This window comes from Muricomes intestini (assembly GCF_004346165.1).
In the GTDB taxonomy this organism is placed as follows: domain Bacteria; phylum Bacillota; class Clostridia; order Lachnospirales; family Lachnospiraceae; genus Muricomes; species Muricomes intestini.
Genome location: NZ_SLZZ01000016.1, coordinates 37,712 through 55,600, shown reverse-complemented (window position 1 = coordinate 55,600; position 17,889 = coordinate 37,712). Strand labels below are relative to the sequence as shown.

Sequence of the window (17,889 nt, the reverse complement as noted above, 5' to 3'; positions counted from 1 at the left end):
CATATGATGACAGGTTCAAAGCGAAGGGATGCTATAATCAACCAAATAAAAGGCAGCACCGTACCGGTGTCCGGCAGGGCTCTGGCGAAGGAATATGAAGTCAGCCGTCAGGTTATTGTGCAGGATATTGCTTTGATTCGGGCATCCGGCTACGACATCATTTCGACAAACCGGGGATATGTATTGCATACACCTCATGTTGCATACAGAATATTTAAGGTGCACCACACAGACGAGGAACTGGAGCAGGAGCTGTGCTCCATTGTAGACCTGGGTGGCAGTGTGGTAAATGTGATAGTCAATCACCGGGTGTATGGCCATCTGGAAGCTGAACTTAACATTAATTCCAGAAGAAAAGTGATGGAATTTCTGGAGGACATTAAGAATGGGAAGTCCAGCCCTCTCAAAAATATTACATCAAATTATCACTACCATAGAGTGGAGGCTGAAAATGAAGAAACTCTGGACATGATAGAGGAAATGCTGCGCAGGAAAGGATATCTTGTGCATATGGAGGGACCTTTTGAATCCATATAAAGTAGCTCAGCCTTGACATTTTAAAAATGCTGTGATACTGTTTTTTAATAGGAGAAATAAAATCAAACGCAATGATAAAGAGAGTAGTCTGACGGACATCCTACAGAGAAATCCCGCGAGTTTTTGTGCAGATCCGCAGCTGAGAGGGATGGATGAAAAGCAGGTGAACATGGCTTTTGAGCGGCGCACCGAACAGGAAACAACATATTTTCCGGCAAGGCTGCGAGGGGATCCGCCCTTTACAGCGGAGAAGTGCTTACAGGCACTTCATGAGGTTTTGTCTGTGAAGGCAGAATGAACTAGAAGTGGTAACACGGGATAATCCGTCTTCTTATTTATATTTTATATATAGTAAGAAGGCGGTTTTTTATGCGAGTGAAACCCACAAAGCGTGTTTCGTCTCGTTGTACAATAATTCTAAAGGAGATATTACTATGTCAGAAAAACCAAAATATTACATTACTACAGCGATTGCCTATACATCGGGTAAACCACATATTGGAAATACTTATGAAATTATTCTTGCCGACGCGATTGCAAGATACAAAAGGAGCCAGGGCTATGATGTGTTCTTTCAGACAGGGACAGATGAGCACGGTCAAAAAATTGAGCTGAAGGCGGATGAGGCAGGTATTACTCCGAAGGAATTTGTGGACAATGTTGCCGGTCAGATTAGGCAAATATGGGATTTAATGGATACCTCCTACGATAAGTTTATCCGCACTACAGATGAGGATCACGAAAAGCAGGTTCAGAAAATTTTTAAGAAGTTATACAATCAGGGAGACATCTACAAAGGGTATTATGAAGGAATGTACTGTACCCCCTGTGAGTCCTTCTTTACAGAGTCACAGCTCGTAGACGGAAAATGCCCTGACTGCGGACGTGAAGTGCAGCCGGCAAAAGAAGAGGCTTATTTCTTCAAAATGAGCAAATATGCAGATCGGTTGATTGAGCATATTAACACACATCCTGAATTTATTCAACCAGTATCCCGCAAAAATGAGATGATGAACAACTTCCTGCTTCCGGGCCTGCAGGATCTGTGTGTATCCAGGACATCTTTTAACTGGGGAATTACTGTAGACTTTGATCCAAAACACGTTGTCTATGTGTGGCTGGACGCCCTCACAAACTACATTACAGGTATTGGCTACGACTGTGGCGGAAACAGCACAGAGCAGTTTAAAAAATACTGGCCGGCAGACTTACATCTGATTGGAAAAGACATCATCCGCTTCCATACAATTTATTGGCCTATTTTCCTCATGGCACTGGATCTGCCTCTCCCGAAACAGATCTTCGGCCACCCATGGCTTCTCCAGGGAGATGGTAAAATGAGCAAGTCCAGGGGAAATGTACTGTATGCAGACGAATTGGTGGACTTCTTTGGTGTGGATGCAGTGCGCTATTTTGTACTCCATGAAATGCCCTTTGAGAATGACGGAGTTATCACCTGGGAGTTAATGGTAGAGCGCATGAACGCAGACCTGGCAAATACATTAGGAAATCTGGTAAACCGCACCGTTTCTATGACAAATAAATACTTCGGGGGTGTGGTAACGGACAAAGGTATAACAGAAGAAGTTGATGCAGATATGAAGGCAGTTGTGGAAGGCACACCAAAGGTAGTAGAAGCAAAAATGAATGATTTGCGCGTTGCAGATGCAATTACAGAAATCTTTAACATTTTCAAACGCTGCAATAAATATATTGATGAAACTATGCCCTGGGTTCTGGCAAAGGACGACACAAAAAAAGACAGACTGGAAACCGTACTCTGGAATTTGATTGACGGTATATCTACGGGGGCCAGACTTCTTAGCTCTTTCATGCCTTCCACCAGCGAGAAAATCCTGACCCAGTTAAACGGAGGACATGTCACAGACAAACCTGAAATACTCTTCCAGAGACTGGACATAGACGAAGTCATGAAGAAGGTAGAAAGGCTTCATCCTTCTATAAATAAAGAAGAGGAAAATATAGAGGACGAAAATGTAATTGATATAGAAGAAAAACCGGAAATTACATTTGACCAATTTCAAGCAATGCAGTTTCAGGTAGGTGAGATTATAGCCTGCGAGGAAGTGCCAAAGTCCAGGAAATTACTTTGTTCCCAGGTAAAAATTGGGAGTCGGTTAAAACAAATCGTATCTGGTATTAAAGCTTACTATACGGCAGAAGAAATGGTTGGCAAAAAAGTAATGGTGCTCGTAAACTTAAAGCCTGCAAAACTGGCAGGGGTATTATCAGAAGGAATGATTCTCTGTGCAGAAGATGTAGAAGGAAAGCTGTCGATTGTAACTCCGGAAAAGGACATGCCTGCCGGAGCAGAAATTCGTTAAAGGGGACAGTCCCTTTTGCCGTTCTTTTTCAGAATTGTTTTCAAATTCCAGAAATTTAACGGCGAGTGACTGTCTAAAGGGTTATAATAGACAGATAATTCATAAAAATAAAAACAATAATAAATTTATTTTTAAAAATGGCATAAAATGCATTGACAAATAATATAAGCTGTGGTAGTATGTAACCAATCCAAAAGAGATAATAAAATTAAAAATCTCAAAAAGGATATTATCTAAGAGAACATTAAAATAAGAGATGTTCAATTGGATTAGAAATTATTATAAAGGAGGCAGAGGTCCAATGGACAGTGTAGCATCATTTATAATTCAATATGTTAGTGGTACGGCAGATGAAGGTTCCTGTGAGGAAGAGACCTTTACCGACAAAAGATAAAGGAATCCAGTACATAGAAGAATAAAAAGTTCTAATCGGAGAGTTCAATAAGCTGGATGAACAACAAAGATTTAACATTTGCCAATGTATTGAATATAGATACCACACATAACAAAATTCCTCAAATGTGTAAAGAAACATGAAGAGGATATCATTTCATAAGAAGTTTGTAGTTATAGAATGAATAGCCAAATAGTCTGTTGGAATATTGCAACACAATACTGCAGGAGACAAAAGGTTATAGGATGAATAACTTAGTATCAGATTTTGAACTTATGGATTGATACTGGAGGTGAAAATCACCGGATTTTAGTTATAAAGTGTTTTGGATATTGAAGAACAGGAGGTTTAATAAGCCAGTCTTAATAAGCGGACTGAAGTGTCAATAGTCAAAGCGGTAAAGGTCTTACAGGAACGATAAATCAGATGATTCCTCCGATTTATAAAATATATATTATGAGAAAACTAAATAAAAATTAAAATGCATCTTCAATGTCAATTGGGGATGCATTTTTTTGACATTATGGGGTGCTTATGGTAAACTAGGTTCAGAATTATCTGCACAGGTGCGTATAAACGGGCGTATGCCGGATAAAGAATATAGGTAACTATCCTGAAAACCATTAGGAGTATAAATAATATTAACGAGGTGAGTGCTGTGGATAAGTACGAATATAAGTTAAAGACAGAACAGATGCTTGAACTTATGGAAAGCGGTGCATATAGTAAAGCGGCAGAGATTGCAGATGTCATCGACTGGAAAAGGGTTAGGAATGTCACAATGTTGATGAATGTCAGCGATATATATGAAAAAAGTGGGTATTATCAAAAAAGTTATGAGGTTCTGAATATTGCTTATCATCGTGCGGAGGGAAGTAGAAAGGTGCTTTACCGTCTGTGTATGCTTGCACTTAAGACAGGTAATGTGGATGAGGCTATAGATTATTACGATGATTTTATGCAGATAGCTCCGAAAGATCCGAACCAACACATTTTAAAGTATAAGATACTCAGAGCGCGCAGGGCGCCGATTGAACAGCAGATTGAAGCTCTTGAGGAGTTTAAGAAGGCAGAATATATTGAGGAATGGGCATATGAACTAGCAAAGCTGTACCAGGAAGCAGGGATGACTGTAGAGTGTCTGGAGGAATGTGATGACCTAATCCTTTGGTTCAGCGAGGGTAAATATGTCTATAAAGCAATGGAGTTAAAGATGCAGTATAAGCCGTTGACTCCGTCACAGCAGGAGCGGTATGATCACCGTTATGAGAAGGTTGAAGCAGAAACTGAGCAAATTCCTGACCTAACACAGTATCAGGCAAGTGTGGCGGATATGAATCAAGATGGAATGGGGGACAAAGAGCAAGAGGAAACAATTGAAGGGAATCCTGCGAAAGATGCTGAAGAGGTAATCAAGGAAGACAACGATAAAGAGCAACCTTATGGAGAGATAATCGAAGATTTGGATAAAGAAGATTCCGGCGAAGAGGACATTGATGAATCTGAGTTAGCTGGTGAAGACGAGAGCGTGCAGAAGCTGACTAAAAGAGGAATCGGCAGTACAATGAAGCTGGAGGAAGCCCTGCAGAAGCTTTTGAAGCCTAAGGATGAAGAAAGGTCGGAGGCTAAAGATGCATTGGAAGATGAGGAAAATGTTTCCGGTCTGGAGGATGCAATTGAAGAGATTGAATCGGTAATTGATCTTGAACTTGTAAATGAACTTACAGGGAAAAATGATAAGGATGAGCCGCTTGATGCAGACCTGGAGGAATTGAAGGCAGAACCACTTGCAGAGGATGAAGAAGATAAGAAACCTGAAGCTGCAAAGGTCAAAAGTCCAGAACCGAAGGACATAGAACCAGAGAATACTGAAGCGGAGTCTGAGGAGCCGGAAGACGACGGACAGATTGATGGTCAGATTAGTATTGAAGATATTTTGCTGGATTGGGACAGCGAAGAGGAACCGGCAGAAAAGGCTAGAATGGAAGATGAGGAAAAAGGCGAGGATTCGGATTCGATACTGCCCGAGGATATACAGCGTATGATAGACGAGATTGAGGGTGTGCTTCCCGAAAAATCAAAACCGGTGCAGACAGCAGCACCAGTCAAAGAGGATATTGAAGATGAACCAATAGTGGTTGTCGATGACCTTCCGGAAGAAGTAGAAGAATCTAAAGATGAACTGAGTGAAGATGAATCTGAAGAAATAGACGAATTGGAAGAAGATCCTTATGAAGAATTCGGCGAGGAACCCGAAAAGGGATCTTGCGAGAAAGATTACGATGAATCGGAAGAGGATTCCTACGAGGAAAACTACGATGAACCGGAAGAGGATTCCTACGAAGAAAACTACGATGAACCGGAAGAGGATTTCCACGAGGAAGACTACAATGAACCGGAAGAGGATTCTTATGAGGAGGACTACGGTGAATTGGAAGAGGATTCTTATGAGGAAGATTACGATGAATCGGAAGAAGATTCTTACGAGGAGGATTACGGGGAATTGGAAGAGGATTCTTACGAGGAAGACTACGATGAGCTGGTGGATGATTCCTACGAAGAAGACTATAAGGCTCCGGAAGAGGAATATGATGAGTATGGTGACCGGGTAGCTGCCGGAGACAATTTGGAAAATATTGAGGCCAACTTTGAAGAGGAATTTCGTCCAAATCCAGAGCATGCTAATGAGCCGGATGACAGGGAAATTCCGGATGATAATGGTATAGATATTATGTCTGCAACCACCCCCCTGAGCCGTAAGGAAACAGCTAAACTTATTGCCACAGGAAAGACGGCGCCACTTCCTCTGGACGATATTTCTAATGCACTTTCTATGTCTAACACTGGATTCATCGTACATGGACGTTACGAGCTGGAGACCCAGAGTGGTATTGGAACCAGAGCGGGGCTTACGGATGAGCAGAAAAAGTTGTTTTCATATTTTGTGCCTGTAAGGGGGATGAGTGAACAGCTTGTTGATGTTCTTGAACAGGACCGCAATTGTACAAACCGTCGGGGTACTTCCAATACAGGAAACCTGCTGATTATAGGTAATAAAGGGAATGGAAAGACCGTTTTGGCTGTAGATGTTGTGAAAGCAATTCAGAAACAGAGAAATATCCGCCAGGGCAAAGTGGCAATTATAACAGGAGATTCCCTGAATAAGAAAAAAATCAGTGATATATTTGCAAAGCTTTATGGCGGGGCATTAATTATTGAGAAGGCCGGAAAATTGAATGAGAAAACCGTGGCAAGGCTGAACAAGGCTATGGAACAGGATACCGGGGAAATGTTGATTGTACTTGAGGAACAGAGAAAACCTCTGGACAGACTGCTCTCCTCTAACAGGGAGTTCCGCAAAAAGTTTACAGCCCGCCTGGAGGTGCCTGTTTTTATCAATGATGAGCTTGTAACATTTGGCCAGACATATGCCCAGGAGAATGGTTACCGGATTGATGAGATGGGAATTTTGGCACTCTACAGCAGGATTGACGCTCTGCAGAGGGAAGACCATGCGGTATCGGTTGCGGAGGTAAAAGATGTTATGGACAGTGCTATGGATCACTCTCAGAAAGCATCTGCAAAAAAACTGGTAAAGCGGGTATTTGGAAAAAACACAGATGATTCTGACAAAATTATTTTGACAGAAAAAGATTTCAACGCGTAAGCTAAAACAAAAATTAAAAAGCGGCAGACAGACTCTTCGCGGGCCTGTCTGTATGTTTGTAATGGAAAACTTTCATTTCATATTGCAAAAATACTCTTCGAGGGATTTCTCTTTCCTTTTCCGGTTATTTCAAGTATAATTATAGGTATAAAATACGAACTGTGAGGTGGGCTTATGGGGAAGAGTAAAACCGTACGGAAGAAGACAAAGCCTTATGAAATCGGGGAACTGGATCAATATTTGTTCGGGCAGGGTACTCATTACGAGATTTACAAAAAGCTTGGGGCCCACAGAGTAACAGTAGGAGGAAAAGAAGGAATATATTTTGCGGTCTGGGCTCCGAATGCAAGACGGGTGGCCGTTGTCGGCGATTTCAACGGCTGGAATTTTGAAAAAAACTATATGGAGCGCCAGGGAGAGATTGGCATTTACACCTGCTTTATCCCGGGAGTAAAATCAGGCGACTTATACAAGTTTTGTATAGAGACAGCCCAAGGAAAGCGCATATTTAAGGCAGACCCATTTGCCAATTATGCAGAACTGCGTCCGGGAACGGCATCCCGGGTTACGGATATTTCACATTTAGTCTGGACAGATGAAGCGTGGATGAAAGGCAGAAGAGAGTGGGATAATAAGAAAAGTCCACTTTCTGTGTATGAAGTTCATATGGGGTCATGGATGAGGCATCCGGACGGGGAGAATGAAGGCTTTTATACATACAGGCAATTCGCCAGAGAGATTGTAAAGTATGTCAAAGATATGGGGTATACACATGTGGAGCTGATGGGAATTGCGGAGCATCCTTTTGATGGCTCATGGGGGTATCAGGTGACGGGATATTATGCTCCCACATCCAGGTATGGGACGCCGGAGGATTTTGCCTACATGATTAATTATCTCCACAGGAACAGGGTTGGAGTCATACTTGACTGGGTGCCGGCACATTTTCCCCGGGATGCACATGGACTTTCTCTTTTTGACGGGACCCCGGTATTTGAGTACGCGGATCCAAGAAAAGGGGAGCACCCGGAATGGGGGACGAAAGTTTTTGACTACGGGAAACCGGAGGTACAGAATTTCCTAATAGCAAACGCACTGTTCTGGATTGAACATTATCATGCAGACGGGCTGCGCGTGGATGCTGTGGCCTCTATGCTCTACCTGGATTATGGTAAAGAAGAAGGACAGTGGATACCGAATAAATTGGGAGGAAATCAGAATCTGGAAGCGGTTGCATTTTTTAAGCATCTGAATTCTGTGGTTTTGGGCAGAAATCCCGGGACTATGATGATTGCAGAGGAATCTACCGCATGGCCAAAGGTTACAGGAGCGCCGGAGGATGGAGGCCTGGGATTCAGTCTGAAATGGAATATGGGCTGGATGCATGATTTTACGGAATATATGAAGCTGGATCCCCTGTTTCGGAAAAATGCACATTATCAGATGTCATTTTCTATAGAATATGCATATAGCGAGGATTACATACTCGTATTGTCCCATGATGAAGTGGTACACTTGAAACGCTCTATGATTAATAAAATGCCGGGGAAGGGATTTGACAAGTTTGCGAATTTAAAGGTAGCCTATGCATTTATGATGGGGCATCCGGGGAAAAAACTGCTATTTATGGGGCAGGAGTTTGCGCAGCTTCGCGAATGGAGCGAGGAACGGGAGCTAGACTGGTTTTTGCTGGCGGAGGAGCCTCATCAGCAGATACAAAAATTTTATAAGGACTTACTCCATTTATATAAGAGAAACAAGGCTTTGTATGAGTTGGACGATGAGCCGGCAGGATTTGAGTGGATTAATAAGGATGATACATTCAGAAGCATTTTCAGTTTTGTAAGACACTCTAAGGAAGGAAAGAAAAATCTTTTATTTGTATGCAATTTCACACCTGTTGAGCGTTCCGATTACAGGGTGGGGGTGCCAAGAAGAAAGCAGTATAAGCTGGTGCTCAACAGCGATGAAAAGGAATATGGCGGAGCGGGTGAAGAAAGGCCAGTTGTTTATAAGGCTGAAAAAAAGGAATGTGACGGCAGAGTTTACTCTTTTGCTTATCCGTTGCCGGGATATGGAGCTGCGATATTTGAATTTTAACAGCTTTAGGACAGACAGACCAGCCTGTGGGGAAATGGTTTAAAAGATGAGATATTTTAAAAAGAGGAAGGATTTGCAACATGCAGGAATCTTTCCTCTTTTTTGTCAGGCACCTTTTTTCTCTTTCATGCGTTTAATGACCTTTAAACGTGTGAACTCTTCCCGTTCTTTTTCTTCCAATGCATTTGTAATATCATATACAAGTTGGGAATATTTTGGAATTGTAATATTTTGCAGAGCATTTGCACGCTTCTGGGTTTTCTTTATATTGGCGGCAAGGCGATAGGCAGCATTTTCCACCATGGCAAGCTTGACAGTTAGGTCCTTCACCTTGCGGAATGCCTGTACAGCGATGTCTATGGATTCCTTTGTTGTGTGAAATGAGTAGGTGGGAACGTTGTTTCTGGGGGTATATTTCACATGAGGAATCTCAGTACCCATGATGCTGCGGGTTTGTATTGTGATGGAGTTTTCAATGGGTATGGTGTAAGCAAGCTGCGAAACCATATTGATACCATGCTCAATATTAGCACGCTGCAGGCAGCGGTAGGCGTAGGTAAATGTACTGTCTATTTCATCTTGAATATCACGGGCTTCATTAATTAAATCCATCAGCTCACGAATCAGGATATTTCGCTTTCTGTCCATTAGATCGTAGCCCTGCCGGGCAAGGGCCAGAGAATTCCTTGCAAGCATGAGGTTGCCCTTGGTTGGAAAAGTACGTGGATCCATATGTGTCCTCCTTTCTCAGTACCGAAGGGCCAGATCGATTACGCGCCGGATAGAAATACCCACGGTTAATTCGTGAACATTTCAGCCCTTCTAATTAATTTAAGAATATTCTGAAAACGGACCGCAAAAGGGACTGACCCCTTTTAGTAATATTTGTCGAGTATTTTTGTGTCTACCCGATCCAGTTCTTCTTTTGGCAGCAGTCTTAACAGTTCCCATCCCAGGTTTAATGTTTCTTCTATGCTGCGGTTTTCCTGCTGTCCCTGCCCGATGTATTTTTCTTCAAATGTCTTTCCGAATTCCAGGTATTTTTTATCGATGGGTGAGAGTTCATCTTCCCCAATGACGGATGCCAGATTTCTGGCATCTCCTACCTTTGCGTAGGCGGAGAAGAGCTGGTTTGCCAGATCTTGATGGTCTTCCCGGGTGTAGCCTTCTCCGATGCCGTCTTTCATGAGGCGGGAGAGGGAGGGCAGGATGTTGATCGGCGGGTAGATGGACTGTCCGTGAAGCTCCCGCTCCAGCACAATCTGGCCTTCGGTGATGTAACCGGTCAAATCGGGGATTGGATGGGTAATATCATCGTTTGGCATGGTCAGTATGGGGAGCTGGGTTACAGAGCCTTTTGCTCCCTCTATAATGCCGGCACGTTCGTATATGGAAGCAAGTTCGCTGTAGAGATATCCAGGGAACCCTTTCCGGCTGGGGATTTCTCCTTTGGAGGAGGAGACTTCACGCAGGGCTTCGGCAAAGGAGGTCATGTCGGTGAGGATGACCAGAATATGCATGTTCTGGTCAAAAGCCAGGTATTCTGCAACGGTAAGTGCCACTTTTGGTGTTATGAGACGCTCTACCACAGGGTCGTTTGCCAGATTCAGGAACATGGCAACATGGTCGGCAACTCCGTTTTCTTCAAAAGTGCGGCGGAAAAAGTCTGCCACATCATGCTTGACACCCATGGCGGCAAATACGATGGCAAACTCTTCCCCGGAATCCTCGCCGAGAGAAGCCTGCTTTACAATTTGAGCAGCGAGCTGGTCGTGAGGAAGTCCGTTTCCGGAAAAAATCGGAAGCTTTTGTCCCCTGATTAGGGTTGTCAGGCCGTCAATGGCAGAAATGCCGGTGTTGATATAGTTTCTGGGATATTCCCGCTTAACAGGATTCAAAGGCAGGCCGTTTACATCCCTTTTTAAAGTAGAAGTAATCTGTCCCAGGTCATCGATGGGGCGCCCGATGCCATCGAAGGTACGTCCAAGCATTTCCGGTGAAAGGGCAATTTCCATAGGATGCCCGGTGAGGCGGGTGTGGGTGTTTTTTAAGGACATGCTTTCGGTTCCTTCAAATACCTGTATCACTGCCTTGTCCTCATATACTTCGATAATGCGTCCGATTTTATGCTCTGTATCATTCACGACGAATTCTACAAGTTCATCGTAAAAGGCGTCCTGTACACCCTCCAGCGCTACCAGAGGGCCGTTAATACTGCTGAGTCCTAAATATTCTATTGCCATGAGCTCTCTCCCTCCTTAAGCATTTTTTTCCAGCACACGCTGATAAAAGGCATCAATATCGCGTTGATATTGAGCAAACATTTCCGGTTTGTCATTTGGCACATCATATTTGATGGCGATAACTCTGTCAAAAATATCCTCTGATTTTAATACGGACATGGGATGCCCCATCGTTACCAGTGAACGGGATTGTTTGTAAAGATATAAAATTGTGTCCATCATGAGAAATTGCTTTTCCATGGAAACACAAGTGTCATCTTTGTGAAAAGCATTCTGCTGTAAAAACCCAAGACGGATGACACGGGAAATTTCAAGTATTAGTTTCTGGTCATCAGGCAGCACATCGCTTCCGATGAGTTTCACAATCTCCAAAAGACTGCTCTCCTGATTCAAAAGCGCTATCAGGCGGTTGCGGTAGTCTACAAATTTGGGAGAAACGTTATCGTGGTACCAGGAGGCCAGATCTCCCAGATACTCACTGTAGCTTGTCAGCCAGTGGATGGCCGGAAAATGTCTCGCATATGCCAGACTCTTGTCCAATCCCCAGAAGCAGCGCACAAAACGCTTTGTATTTTGAGTCACAGGTTCGGAAAAGTCGCCCCCCTGAGGGGAAACTGCACCGATGATTGTGACAGAGCCGTCTGTGTCATTTAGATTGTGCATCATGCCGGCTCTTTCATAAAATGCGGAAAGCCGTGAAGCAAGATATGCAGGAAACCCTTCTTCTGCAGGCATCTCTTCCAAGCGCCCGGACAACTCCCGCAGTGCCTCTGCCCAGCGGGAGGTGGAATCCGCCATAATCGCTACATCATATCCCATATCCCGGTAGTACTCAGCCAACGTCAGGCCCGTATAGATGCTGGCCTCACGGGCCGCTACAGGCATATTGGAGGTATTGGCAATAAGAATTGTCCTGTCCATCAGCGGGTTGCCTGTTCTGGGATCGACCAGTTTTCCGAACTCTTCCAGAACCTGAGTCATCTCATTTCCACGTTCTCCGCAGCCAATATAAACAATAATATCCGCGTCGGACCACTTTGCTATCTGGTGCTGGGTCATAGTTTTCCCGGTGCCGAATCCGCCGGGAATTGCAGCTGTACCTCCTTTTGCAATAGGAAACATGGTATCAATGATGCGCTGTCCCGTAATAAGTGGCTTGGATGCAGAAAACCGGTTCTGAACTGGCCGCGCCATACGGATGGGCCACTGCTGAGTCATGGTCAGTTCTCTTTTTGCTCCATTATTAAGTTCCAGTGTAATCAGTGTATCCTGAATTGTGTAGTCTCCATCCGGTGCAGTATCCACAACAGTGCCCTGCAGATTGGGAGGCACCATACACTTATGCACAATGGCGTGAGTTTCAGGAACCTCTGCAATAATATCTCCGGGGTGAAGATATGCTCCTTTTGTTACAGTGATATGAGTTTTCCACTTTTTTTTCTTGTCCAAGGCATCTACACTGACACCGCGGGTAATAAATGGGCCGCCTGTTTCAGAAATTTTTTCCAGGGGCCGCTCGATGCCATCAAAAATATTATTCAAAATCCCGGGGGCAAGAGTCACAGAGACCGGATTGCCTGATGCAATTACCTCTTCACCAGGGTGAAGCCCTGTTGTCTCTTCATAAACCTGTACCGTAGTCAAATCCTTATCCAGGGCAATGACTTCCCCCACAAGCTTTTCATTCCCCACAAATACCATTTCTGACATCTGAAAGCCAGTGTTGCCTTTCAGATAGATGATGGGACCATTAACTCCATATATTGTTCCAGTATTAAGCAATACTGCCACCTCCTGAGAAAAAGAATTTGTCGTATTCATTCCGAAGAGCCGTTTTAAATGAGTCGTCTATTAAAACATTGCGGCTTCGGATGACTGCGCGGATGCCGCCCGTAAAATCTTCTTTGCTGACTGTGAGCTCTGCACCGGCAGCAGCCTCTAAAGCAGGGAGAAGTTCTTCATCGGAGGGATTGATATAGATGACTACGATGTCGTCCCCCGCAAAGGCTACTGCTTTGCGGATACATTTTATAAGGTAATCCTTATAGTCATCTGTCTTCATGAAATCCTGTACCAAAATGGCAGCTTCTTCAAAAATCTTGTCCTTTAGCTCTTGCTGAACCTTTCCCTGCATCCTTTTCAACTCAAGCTGGGAACGGGCCATGGTCTGATTTAACTGAAGCTTGGCGCTGATAGTTTCAGCCTTAATCCGGGTTTCGGATTGGCGGAGCGCTTCTTCTTTATGGTCTTCCAATACTTTTTGCAATGCTTCCCGGTATTTATCGATAATGGCATTTCCCTCTGCCCTTGCCTCTTTCATAGAGGTAGTCCGCAGGCGCGAAATTTTTTCTTCCAGATCCAAGATGGGCACCTCCTTTTTATGTTTTGCTTTACAGCTTCAACCCTATGGCTTCTGTAATATAAGATGTGATAAAGTCCTTTTTACGCCCGGTTCCATGCCTGTCAGGAATTTCAATAAGAAGAGGCATCTTCCTCTCCAGCCGGAATTCATTGATAATATCAGGAAATTCCACTCCGAATTTTTCTGTGAGGAGAACAATGCCTATGCTCTTATCCTGCAGGACTTTCTGGAGAGTGTCGTAAAGCTCTTCACGCTCGTGCACAACAATCCCGTCTACTCCTGCAAGACGCATTCCTGTATAGGTATCGACATTATCACTGATCAGATACATTTTCATATTACAGTTTACCCAGGATCATGAAGGAGATGATCAGCCCATAGAGGCAGACACCTTCTGCAAGACCTACAAAAATCAGTGACTTACCGAGTACGCTGGAGTCTTCACTGATGGCTCCTAAAGCTGCACTGGCTGCACTTGCCACGGCAATACCTCCGCCGATACAGGATAAACCGGTAACCAGAGCGGCTGCGAGATAGCCAAGTCCTGTTGCTGCAGACGCGGCAGCAGAGGTGTCAGCTGCCTGCACGTCGCCGCCCAGCATCATAATGGAGGCGGCAGCGAATGCGCCAAAAAAGAAAAATGCGTTTACACCGATGGTTTTCTTATAGCGTTTTTTGTTCTTCTCTCCAATTAGGTAGTAGCCAAATGGAATGATAATACTCAGAATTAAAGCTGCAATAAAAATGATTTTTGTTGCTAAAGTCATAATGAAGGTCCTCCCTACTTTTTCTTTGTTTTTTTCGTTTTTTTAGTATATGGTTCAAAGGCTCTGCCGCCTCCTTTGTAAAAACGGCTGAACATTTCATAATATTCCAGACGAAGTACCTGAATTCCTACAATCAAACCTTCAAAGCCGCATACAAAAAGATTCCCCAATATAACGACCGCCCAATTGGGAGAACCGCTTTCCGCGCCTGCCAGAATAAGCACAACTTCCATAATGGCAGCATGGCTGACTGCGAAGGCACCAATACGGACAAAAGAAAGGGTGTTGGAAAAGTAACTCAACAATGTTTCAAATAGTTCAAAAAATCCCTGTACAAGAAACATGCCGGCACCTTCGTCCATTTTTTTTGCCCGTTTTTGTACTGCTCTTGTAAGCGGCTCCTTAAAGAGGATGAGCAGAAGCGGTATCCCAAACATGATGCTCATAACAATCCCTCCGGGAGTTTTATGGCCGGTCATGAACAATACAATAGTAACCACAATGGAAAGATAAAATACAAACCCGGCAAGTCCGTTGGAGTCAAACCAGATATTTTCTGTATCTTTACTCCGGGCGGCATTGACAATATGCAGAAGCATTGCCACCAGTATGATTCCCATACCAAAAGCCACAGATACAATAAAAACCGTATTCAGCTTTCCGATAAAGGGCAGTGTGGTCATATGGTCGATTGGTCTCAGCCAGAGAGGCCTGATAACATCTTCAAATCCAAATATACTGCCGAACATAAATCCAAAGATTGTGGAAAAGATGCCGGCTGTCGCAATAATTCCTGCCAGGGGAGCCTTTTTAAAATGATAAATGAGGCCGCCGCCGATCAGAAGCAGAAGACCCTGTCCCACATCCCCAAACATGACACCAAATATGAAGGAATAGGTCAGCCCTACAAATATTGTGGGGTCTATTTCGTCATGAGAAGGAAGGCCATACATTCGGACAAACATTTCAAAAGGCTTAAAAATCTTAGGATTTTCAAGCTTTGTTGGGGGCTCTCCAAAATAAGTGTCACGGTCGTCTTCCACAACAACAAAGATTTTATCGTCATTTTTTACTTCCTGCAGAAACATCTCCACATCATCTTCAGCCATCCATCCACATAAAATGTAATAATCTTCTTTTTTATTTTCCATGCGGGCTGCCATTTTGCGGACGTCGAAGTTATTGGCAAGTTCCTCCAGACGGTTTTTGGCTGCAATGAGCCGGGGAGCCTGTGAAAGAAACATTTCACCTATAGCTTTCTCCAGTTCGTCCATCTTCTGATTTGTATTGTAAATTTCACGGATCAGTTTTTGATATTCATCTACGGGAGTATCACGAAATTCATCGGGCAATTCTATTTTTTCAAAATGGAGGGAACGAAATACCGCATCTATTTTCTGTGTATCTCCCGGAGATAAAAAGTAAGCTCCGTATACATAGCTTTCGTCTCTCTCTCCCTCTACAAATATGGCACTGAGATTATCCATTAGATATTTATTCATCTTGTCAAAATATTCTATGGGAATGCGTCCGAACCGATATGCAATATACTTAAAGTTCAGGATCTTTCCCAGTTCACAGTCCATTGACTTGAAGGGTGCGATAATCTGCTGTTTTTTCTTCAGCTCATCCATTCTTTTCTTCAGTTCATTTCTCTTTTCCTGAAAACCTGTATAGCTTTGATTCGCATTTCGGATGACCTCAAACATATCATTGAGGGTAAGCGAATCATCCGGTGTAATATTTTCAGAATCGGGCAAGTAATCTACAAATTGCACAGCCTTGTTCAGCGCATCCCGGTATGGATTCATTTCCATAAAAGGCCTGAGATCATCAACGGTTTTCAATTCGGAGAGGGCTGACTCCAATTGAATCTCATATCTTGACAGGTAGAGATCTGTCACCCGGTCAATATCGTTCCGCGGGCCGGAGATGTTAACAAATTTCATTTTAACAATCATTGAGTTATACCTCCAACATATGCCAGTGTTTCGCCAGGCGTAAGATTGTAGCGGATACACTCCATGGCGGTCGTTAGTTTTCTGAGCTCTTCTTCTTTAAGGAACAAATAGGTATTAATTGTAGCAATGGAATAAGGATTGCTCCTTTTGTCTGCAGTATAAAGGTGATACAGGCAGTTTGTGTACATCTGTTCAATCGTCAGATGTTGCTCAAAATCATAGTGATGCGAGTAAGATGTCTTTGCCATGGCTGCAAAAAAATCCTCCATGTTAGCTGACTCCACAAGCTCCTTTATTAAATCTATAGAAATTTTATAGTGTATAGGAATCAGAAGAGAATAAATGTGGACAGGGGGCATTTCGTAATATTTTTTTGCCCGGTATATCCACTGCAGGTTCAGTAAATCTATCTGTGAACCACAATCATGGGTAAAGATTTCCAACTCCTTCTTCTTCAGCACTTTTTTTCGTTCTTTCCATATAGTAGAAAAGTAATATAAATCCAGGGTCAGGTCGTAATCAAATAAAGTGACTGACTGTCTGTCCTGAAGTCTCTTTAATGGCAGATAATATTCCGTATCTTTCAGATTTTCAACAAGTTCGTCCGTTGTCCTTGATTCAATCAGCCTCTCAATAGAAATGCTGGAATACTTGTCAAAAAACGGCCTCTTGTAATCAATGTCAAAAGGTTGGGAATAATGATTGATTACAATACGAAAGCAATAGTTAATTAAATCAATTTCATAGCGTTTCATGTAAAGCTTTAAAAACCTGCGCTGATCCAGACTGCAAAAGGCAAAAATTTTCTGGTAATCCTGATACAAAGATAGTGTTAAAACCTTTTCAATGTCACCTCGGTGAAGTCTAGCTTCATCGATTGCTTCCAGAGCATCGGCGTAGGAGGAATTTTCTTTGAGATAAGAAAAAACTTCCGGTACACTGTGAAGACCGGCAATCTCCTCAAACTGCTCCGGTTTTAAAAGCCTGGCCTCCATGGCACGGATTTTCGTCACAATCCCGCTGTAAACAAGTAGATTCCCCATAGACTACACCTCTGTTATCTTTTTTAAAATGGCCTGAGCGTAATGCGTGTGATTTTCATTATACTCATGATACAAAGCTGTGATAAAATCATTGTTTGCTCCGGTCTGCCCCACGAGGTGGCTTGTCTTGCTGCGCTCCAGCTCCTTTCGGATCTCTGTGATTTTAGCCTGTGTCTTTGCCTCTAGTTCTTTGTCAAATTTGCGGCGTGCCTCCTGGTACTCTTCATCCAGGGCTGCTTTCTGCGATTCTGCATGATCTACGATGGCAGCGGCAGAAGATTCTATCTCCGATAATCTCTTTACAATAGAGTCCATACATTCCCCTCCTGAACAATTACAATTGTTGATACTAATTGTTTTTATAATACACCTTTTAAAGAAAAAAGCAAGGAGAGTACAGAAAGAGGATTGATTTTTAAGCTATCTACAGTATACTATAAATAATAAGGAGGGCAGAAATATTTACAAGC

General features: G+C 43.3%; 14 protein-coding genes. 5 read left to right on the top strand and 9 right to left on the bottom strand.

Translation table 11 applies throughout. From position 1 onward, the window contains the following. Positions 1-6: 6 nt before the first annotated feature. The 5 genes from EDD59_RS11710 (at position 7) to glgB (ending at position 9,043) form a co-directional block, all read left to right on the top strand. Positions 7-537 (top strand): transcription repressor NadR, encoded by a 531-nt coding sequence (locus EDD59_RS11710; RefSeq protein ID WP_132382119.1) that lies wholly within the window; start codon positions 7-9, stop codon positions 535-537. A 148-nt stretch (positions 538-685) separates the two neighbouring features. Continuing rightward, the gene (locus tag EDD59_RS17825; protein WP_165920926.1) at positions 686-835 is read left to right on the top strand and encodes a hypothetical protein; all 150 of its coding nucleotides are present in this window, start codon (positions 686-688) and stop codon (positions 833-835) included. A 136-nt stretch (positions 836-971) separates the two neighbouring features. Beyond that, positions 972-2,882, top strand: a complete 1,911-nt coding sequence (metG, locus tag EDD59_RS11705; protein ID WP_132382069.1) for a methionine--tRNA ligase — start codon at positions 972-974, stop codon at positions 2,880-2,882. Between the two features lie 1,052 nt (positions 2,883-3,934). After that, positions 3,935-6,943 carry a hypothetical protein gene (locus tag EDD59_RS11700; RefSeq protein WP_330572084.1) on the top strand — a complete coding sequence of 1,003 codons (3,009 nt, stop codon included), beginning with the start codon at positions 3,935-3,937 and terminating at the stop codon, positions 6,941-6,943. 174 nt (positions 6,944-7,117) lie between these two features. Continuing rightward, entirely contained in the window at positions 7,118-9,043 is a 1,926-nt protein-coding gene (gene glgB, locus EDD59_RS11695) for a 1,4-alpha-glucan branching protein GlgB (protein WP_132382065.1), read from the top strand. Positions 9,044-9,148: 105 nt separating this feature from the next. Here the strand turns inward: glgB and EDD59_RS11690 are convergent, their stop codons facing one another. From EDD59_RS11690 to EDD59_RS11650, 9 genes are all read right to left on the bottom strand, one after another. After that, positions 9,149-9,775, bottom strand: a complete 627-nt coding sequence (locus EDD59_RS11690) for a V-type ATP synthase subunit D (RefSeq protein WP_132382063.1) — start codon at positions 9,773-9,775, stop codon at positions 9,149-9,151. A 143-nt stretch (positions 9,776-9,918) separates the two neighbouring features. Beyond that, positions 9,919-11,286: a V-type ATP synthase subunit B gene (locus EDD59_RS11685; protein WP_132382061.1), complete on the bottom strand. Its 1,368-nt coding sequence runs from the start codon at positions 11,284-11,286 to the stop codon at positions 9,919-9,921. Between the two features lie 15 nt (positions 11,287-11,301). Continuing rightward, positions 11,302-13,068 carry a V-type ATP synthase subunit A gene (locus EDD59_RS11680; RefSeq protein ID WP_132382059.1) on the bottom strand — a complete coding sequence of 589 codons (1,767 nt, stop codon included), beginning with the start codon at positions 13,066-13,068 and terminating at the stop codon, positions 11,302-11,304. Then, on the bottom strand, positions 13,061-13,648 hold the full coding sequence (locus tag EDD59_RS11675) for a V-type ATP synthase subunit E (RefSeq protein ID WP_243117414.1): 588 nt from the start codon (positions 13,646-13,648) through the stop codon (positions 13,061-13,063). The genes EDD59_RS11680 and EDD59_RS11675 overlap by 8 nt, the downstream gene beginning before the upstream one ends. A gap of 28 nt (positions 13,649-13,676) precedes the next feature. Continuing rightward, positions 13,677-13,985 carry a V-type ATP synthase subunit F gene (locus tag EDD59_RS11670; RefSeq protein WP_132382057.1) on the bottom strand — a complete coding sequence of 103 codons (309 nt, stop codon included), beginning with the start codon at positions 13,983-13,985 and terminating at the stop codon, positions 13,677-13,679. A gap of 1 nt (position 13,986) precedes the next feature. Continuing rightward, the gene (locus EDD59_RS11665) at positions 13,987-14,415 is read right to left on the bottom strand and encodes an ATP synthase subunit C (protein ID WP_132382055.1); all 429 of its coding nucleotides are present in this window, start codon (positions 14,413-14,415) and stop codon (positions 13,987-13,989) included. A 14-nt stretch (positions 14,416-14,429) separates the two neighbouring features. Next, positions 14,430-16,376 (bottom strand): V-type ATP synthase subunit I, encoded by a 1,947-nt coding sequence (locus tag EDD59_RS11660; RefSeq protein ID WP_132382053.1) that lies wholly within the window; start codon positions 16,374-16,376, stop codon positions 14,430-14,432. Next, positions 16,373-17,419, bottom strand: coding sequence for a V0D/AC39 family V-type ATPase subunit (locus EDD59_RS11655; protein WP_132382051.1), 1,047 nt, complete (start codon positions 17,417-17,419; stop codon positions 16,373-16,375). Before EDD59_RS11655 ends, EDD59_RS11660 begins: the two co-directional genes overlap by 4 nt. A 3-nt stretch (positions 17,420-17,422) precedes the next feature. Beyond that, entirely contained in the window at positions 17,423-17,734 is a 312-nt protein-coding gene (locus EDD59_RS11650) for a hypothetical protein (protein ID WP_132382049.1), read from the bottom strand. Positions 17,735-17,889: the final 155 nt, after the last annotated feature.

Excerpts from the sequence above, each read along its gene's own strand:
- metG (WP_132382069.1), top strand. The coding sequence starts at position 972 with ATGTCAGAAAAACCAAAATATTACATTACTACAGCGATTGCCTATACA.
- EDD59_RS11650 (WP_132382049.1), bottom strand. The coding sequence starts at position 17,734 with ATGGACTCTATTGTAAAGAGATTATCGGAGATAGAATCTTCTGCCGCT.
- EDD59_RS11710 (WP_132382119.1), top strand. The coding sequence starts at position 7 with ATGACAGGTTCAAAGCGAAGGGATGCTATAATCAACCAAATAAAAGGC.
- glgB (WP_132382065.1), top strand. The coding sequence starts at position 7,118 with ATGGGGAAGAGTAAAACCGTACGGAAGAAGACAAAGCCTTATGAAATC.
- EDD59_RS11655 (WP_132382051.1), bottom strand. The coding sequence starts at position 17,419 with ATGGGGAATCTACTTGTTTACAGCGGGATTGTGACGAAAATCCGTGCC.
- EDD59_RS17825 (WP_165920926.1), top strand. The coding sequence starts at position 686 with ATGGATGAAAAGCAGGTGAACATGGCTTTTGAGCGGCGCACCGAACAG.
- EDD59_RS11685 (WP_132382061.1), bottom strand. The coding sequence starts at position 11,286 with ATGGCAATAGAATATTTAGGACTCAGCAGTATTAACGGCCCTCTGGTA.
- EDD59_RS11660 (WP_132382053.1), bottom strand. The coding sequence starts at position 16,376 with ATGATTGTTAAAATGAAATTTGTTAACATCTCCGGCCCGCGGAACGAT.
- EDD59_RS11665 (WP_132382055.1), bottom strand. The coding sequence starts at position 14,415 with ATGACTTTAGCAACAAAAATCATTTTTATTGCAGCTTTAATTCTGAGT.
- EDD59_RS11690 (WP_132382063.1), bottom strand. The coding sequence starts at position 9,775 with ATGGATCCACGTACTTTTCCAACCAAGGGCAACCTCATGCTTGCAAGG.
- EDD59_RS11670 (WP_132382057.1), bottom strand. The coding sequence starts at position 13,985 with ATGAAAATGTATCTGATCAGTGATAATGTCGATACCTATACAGGAATG.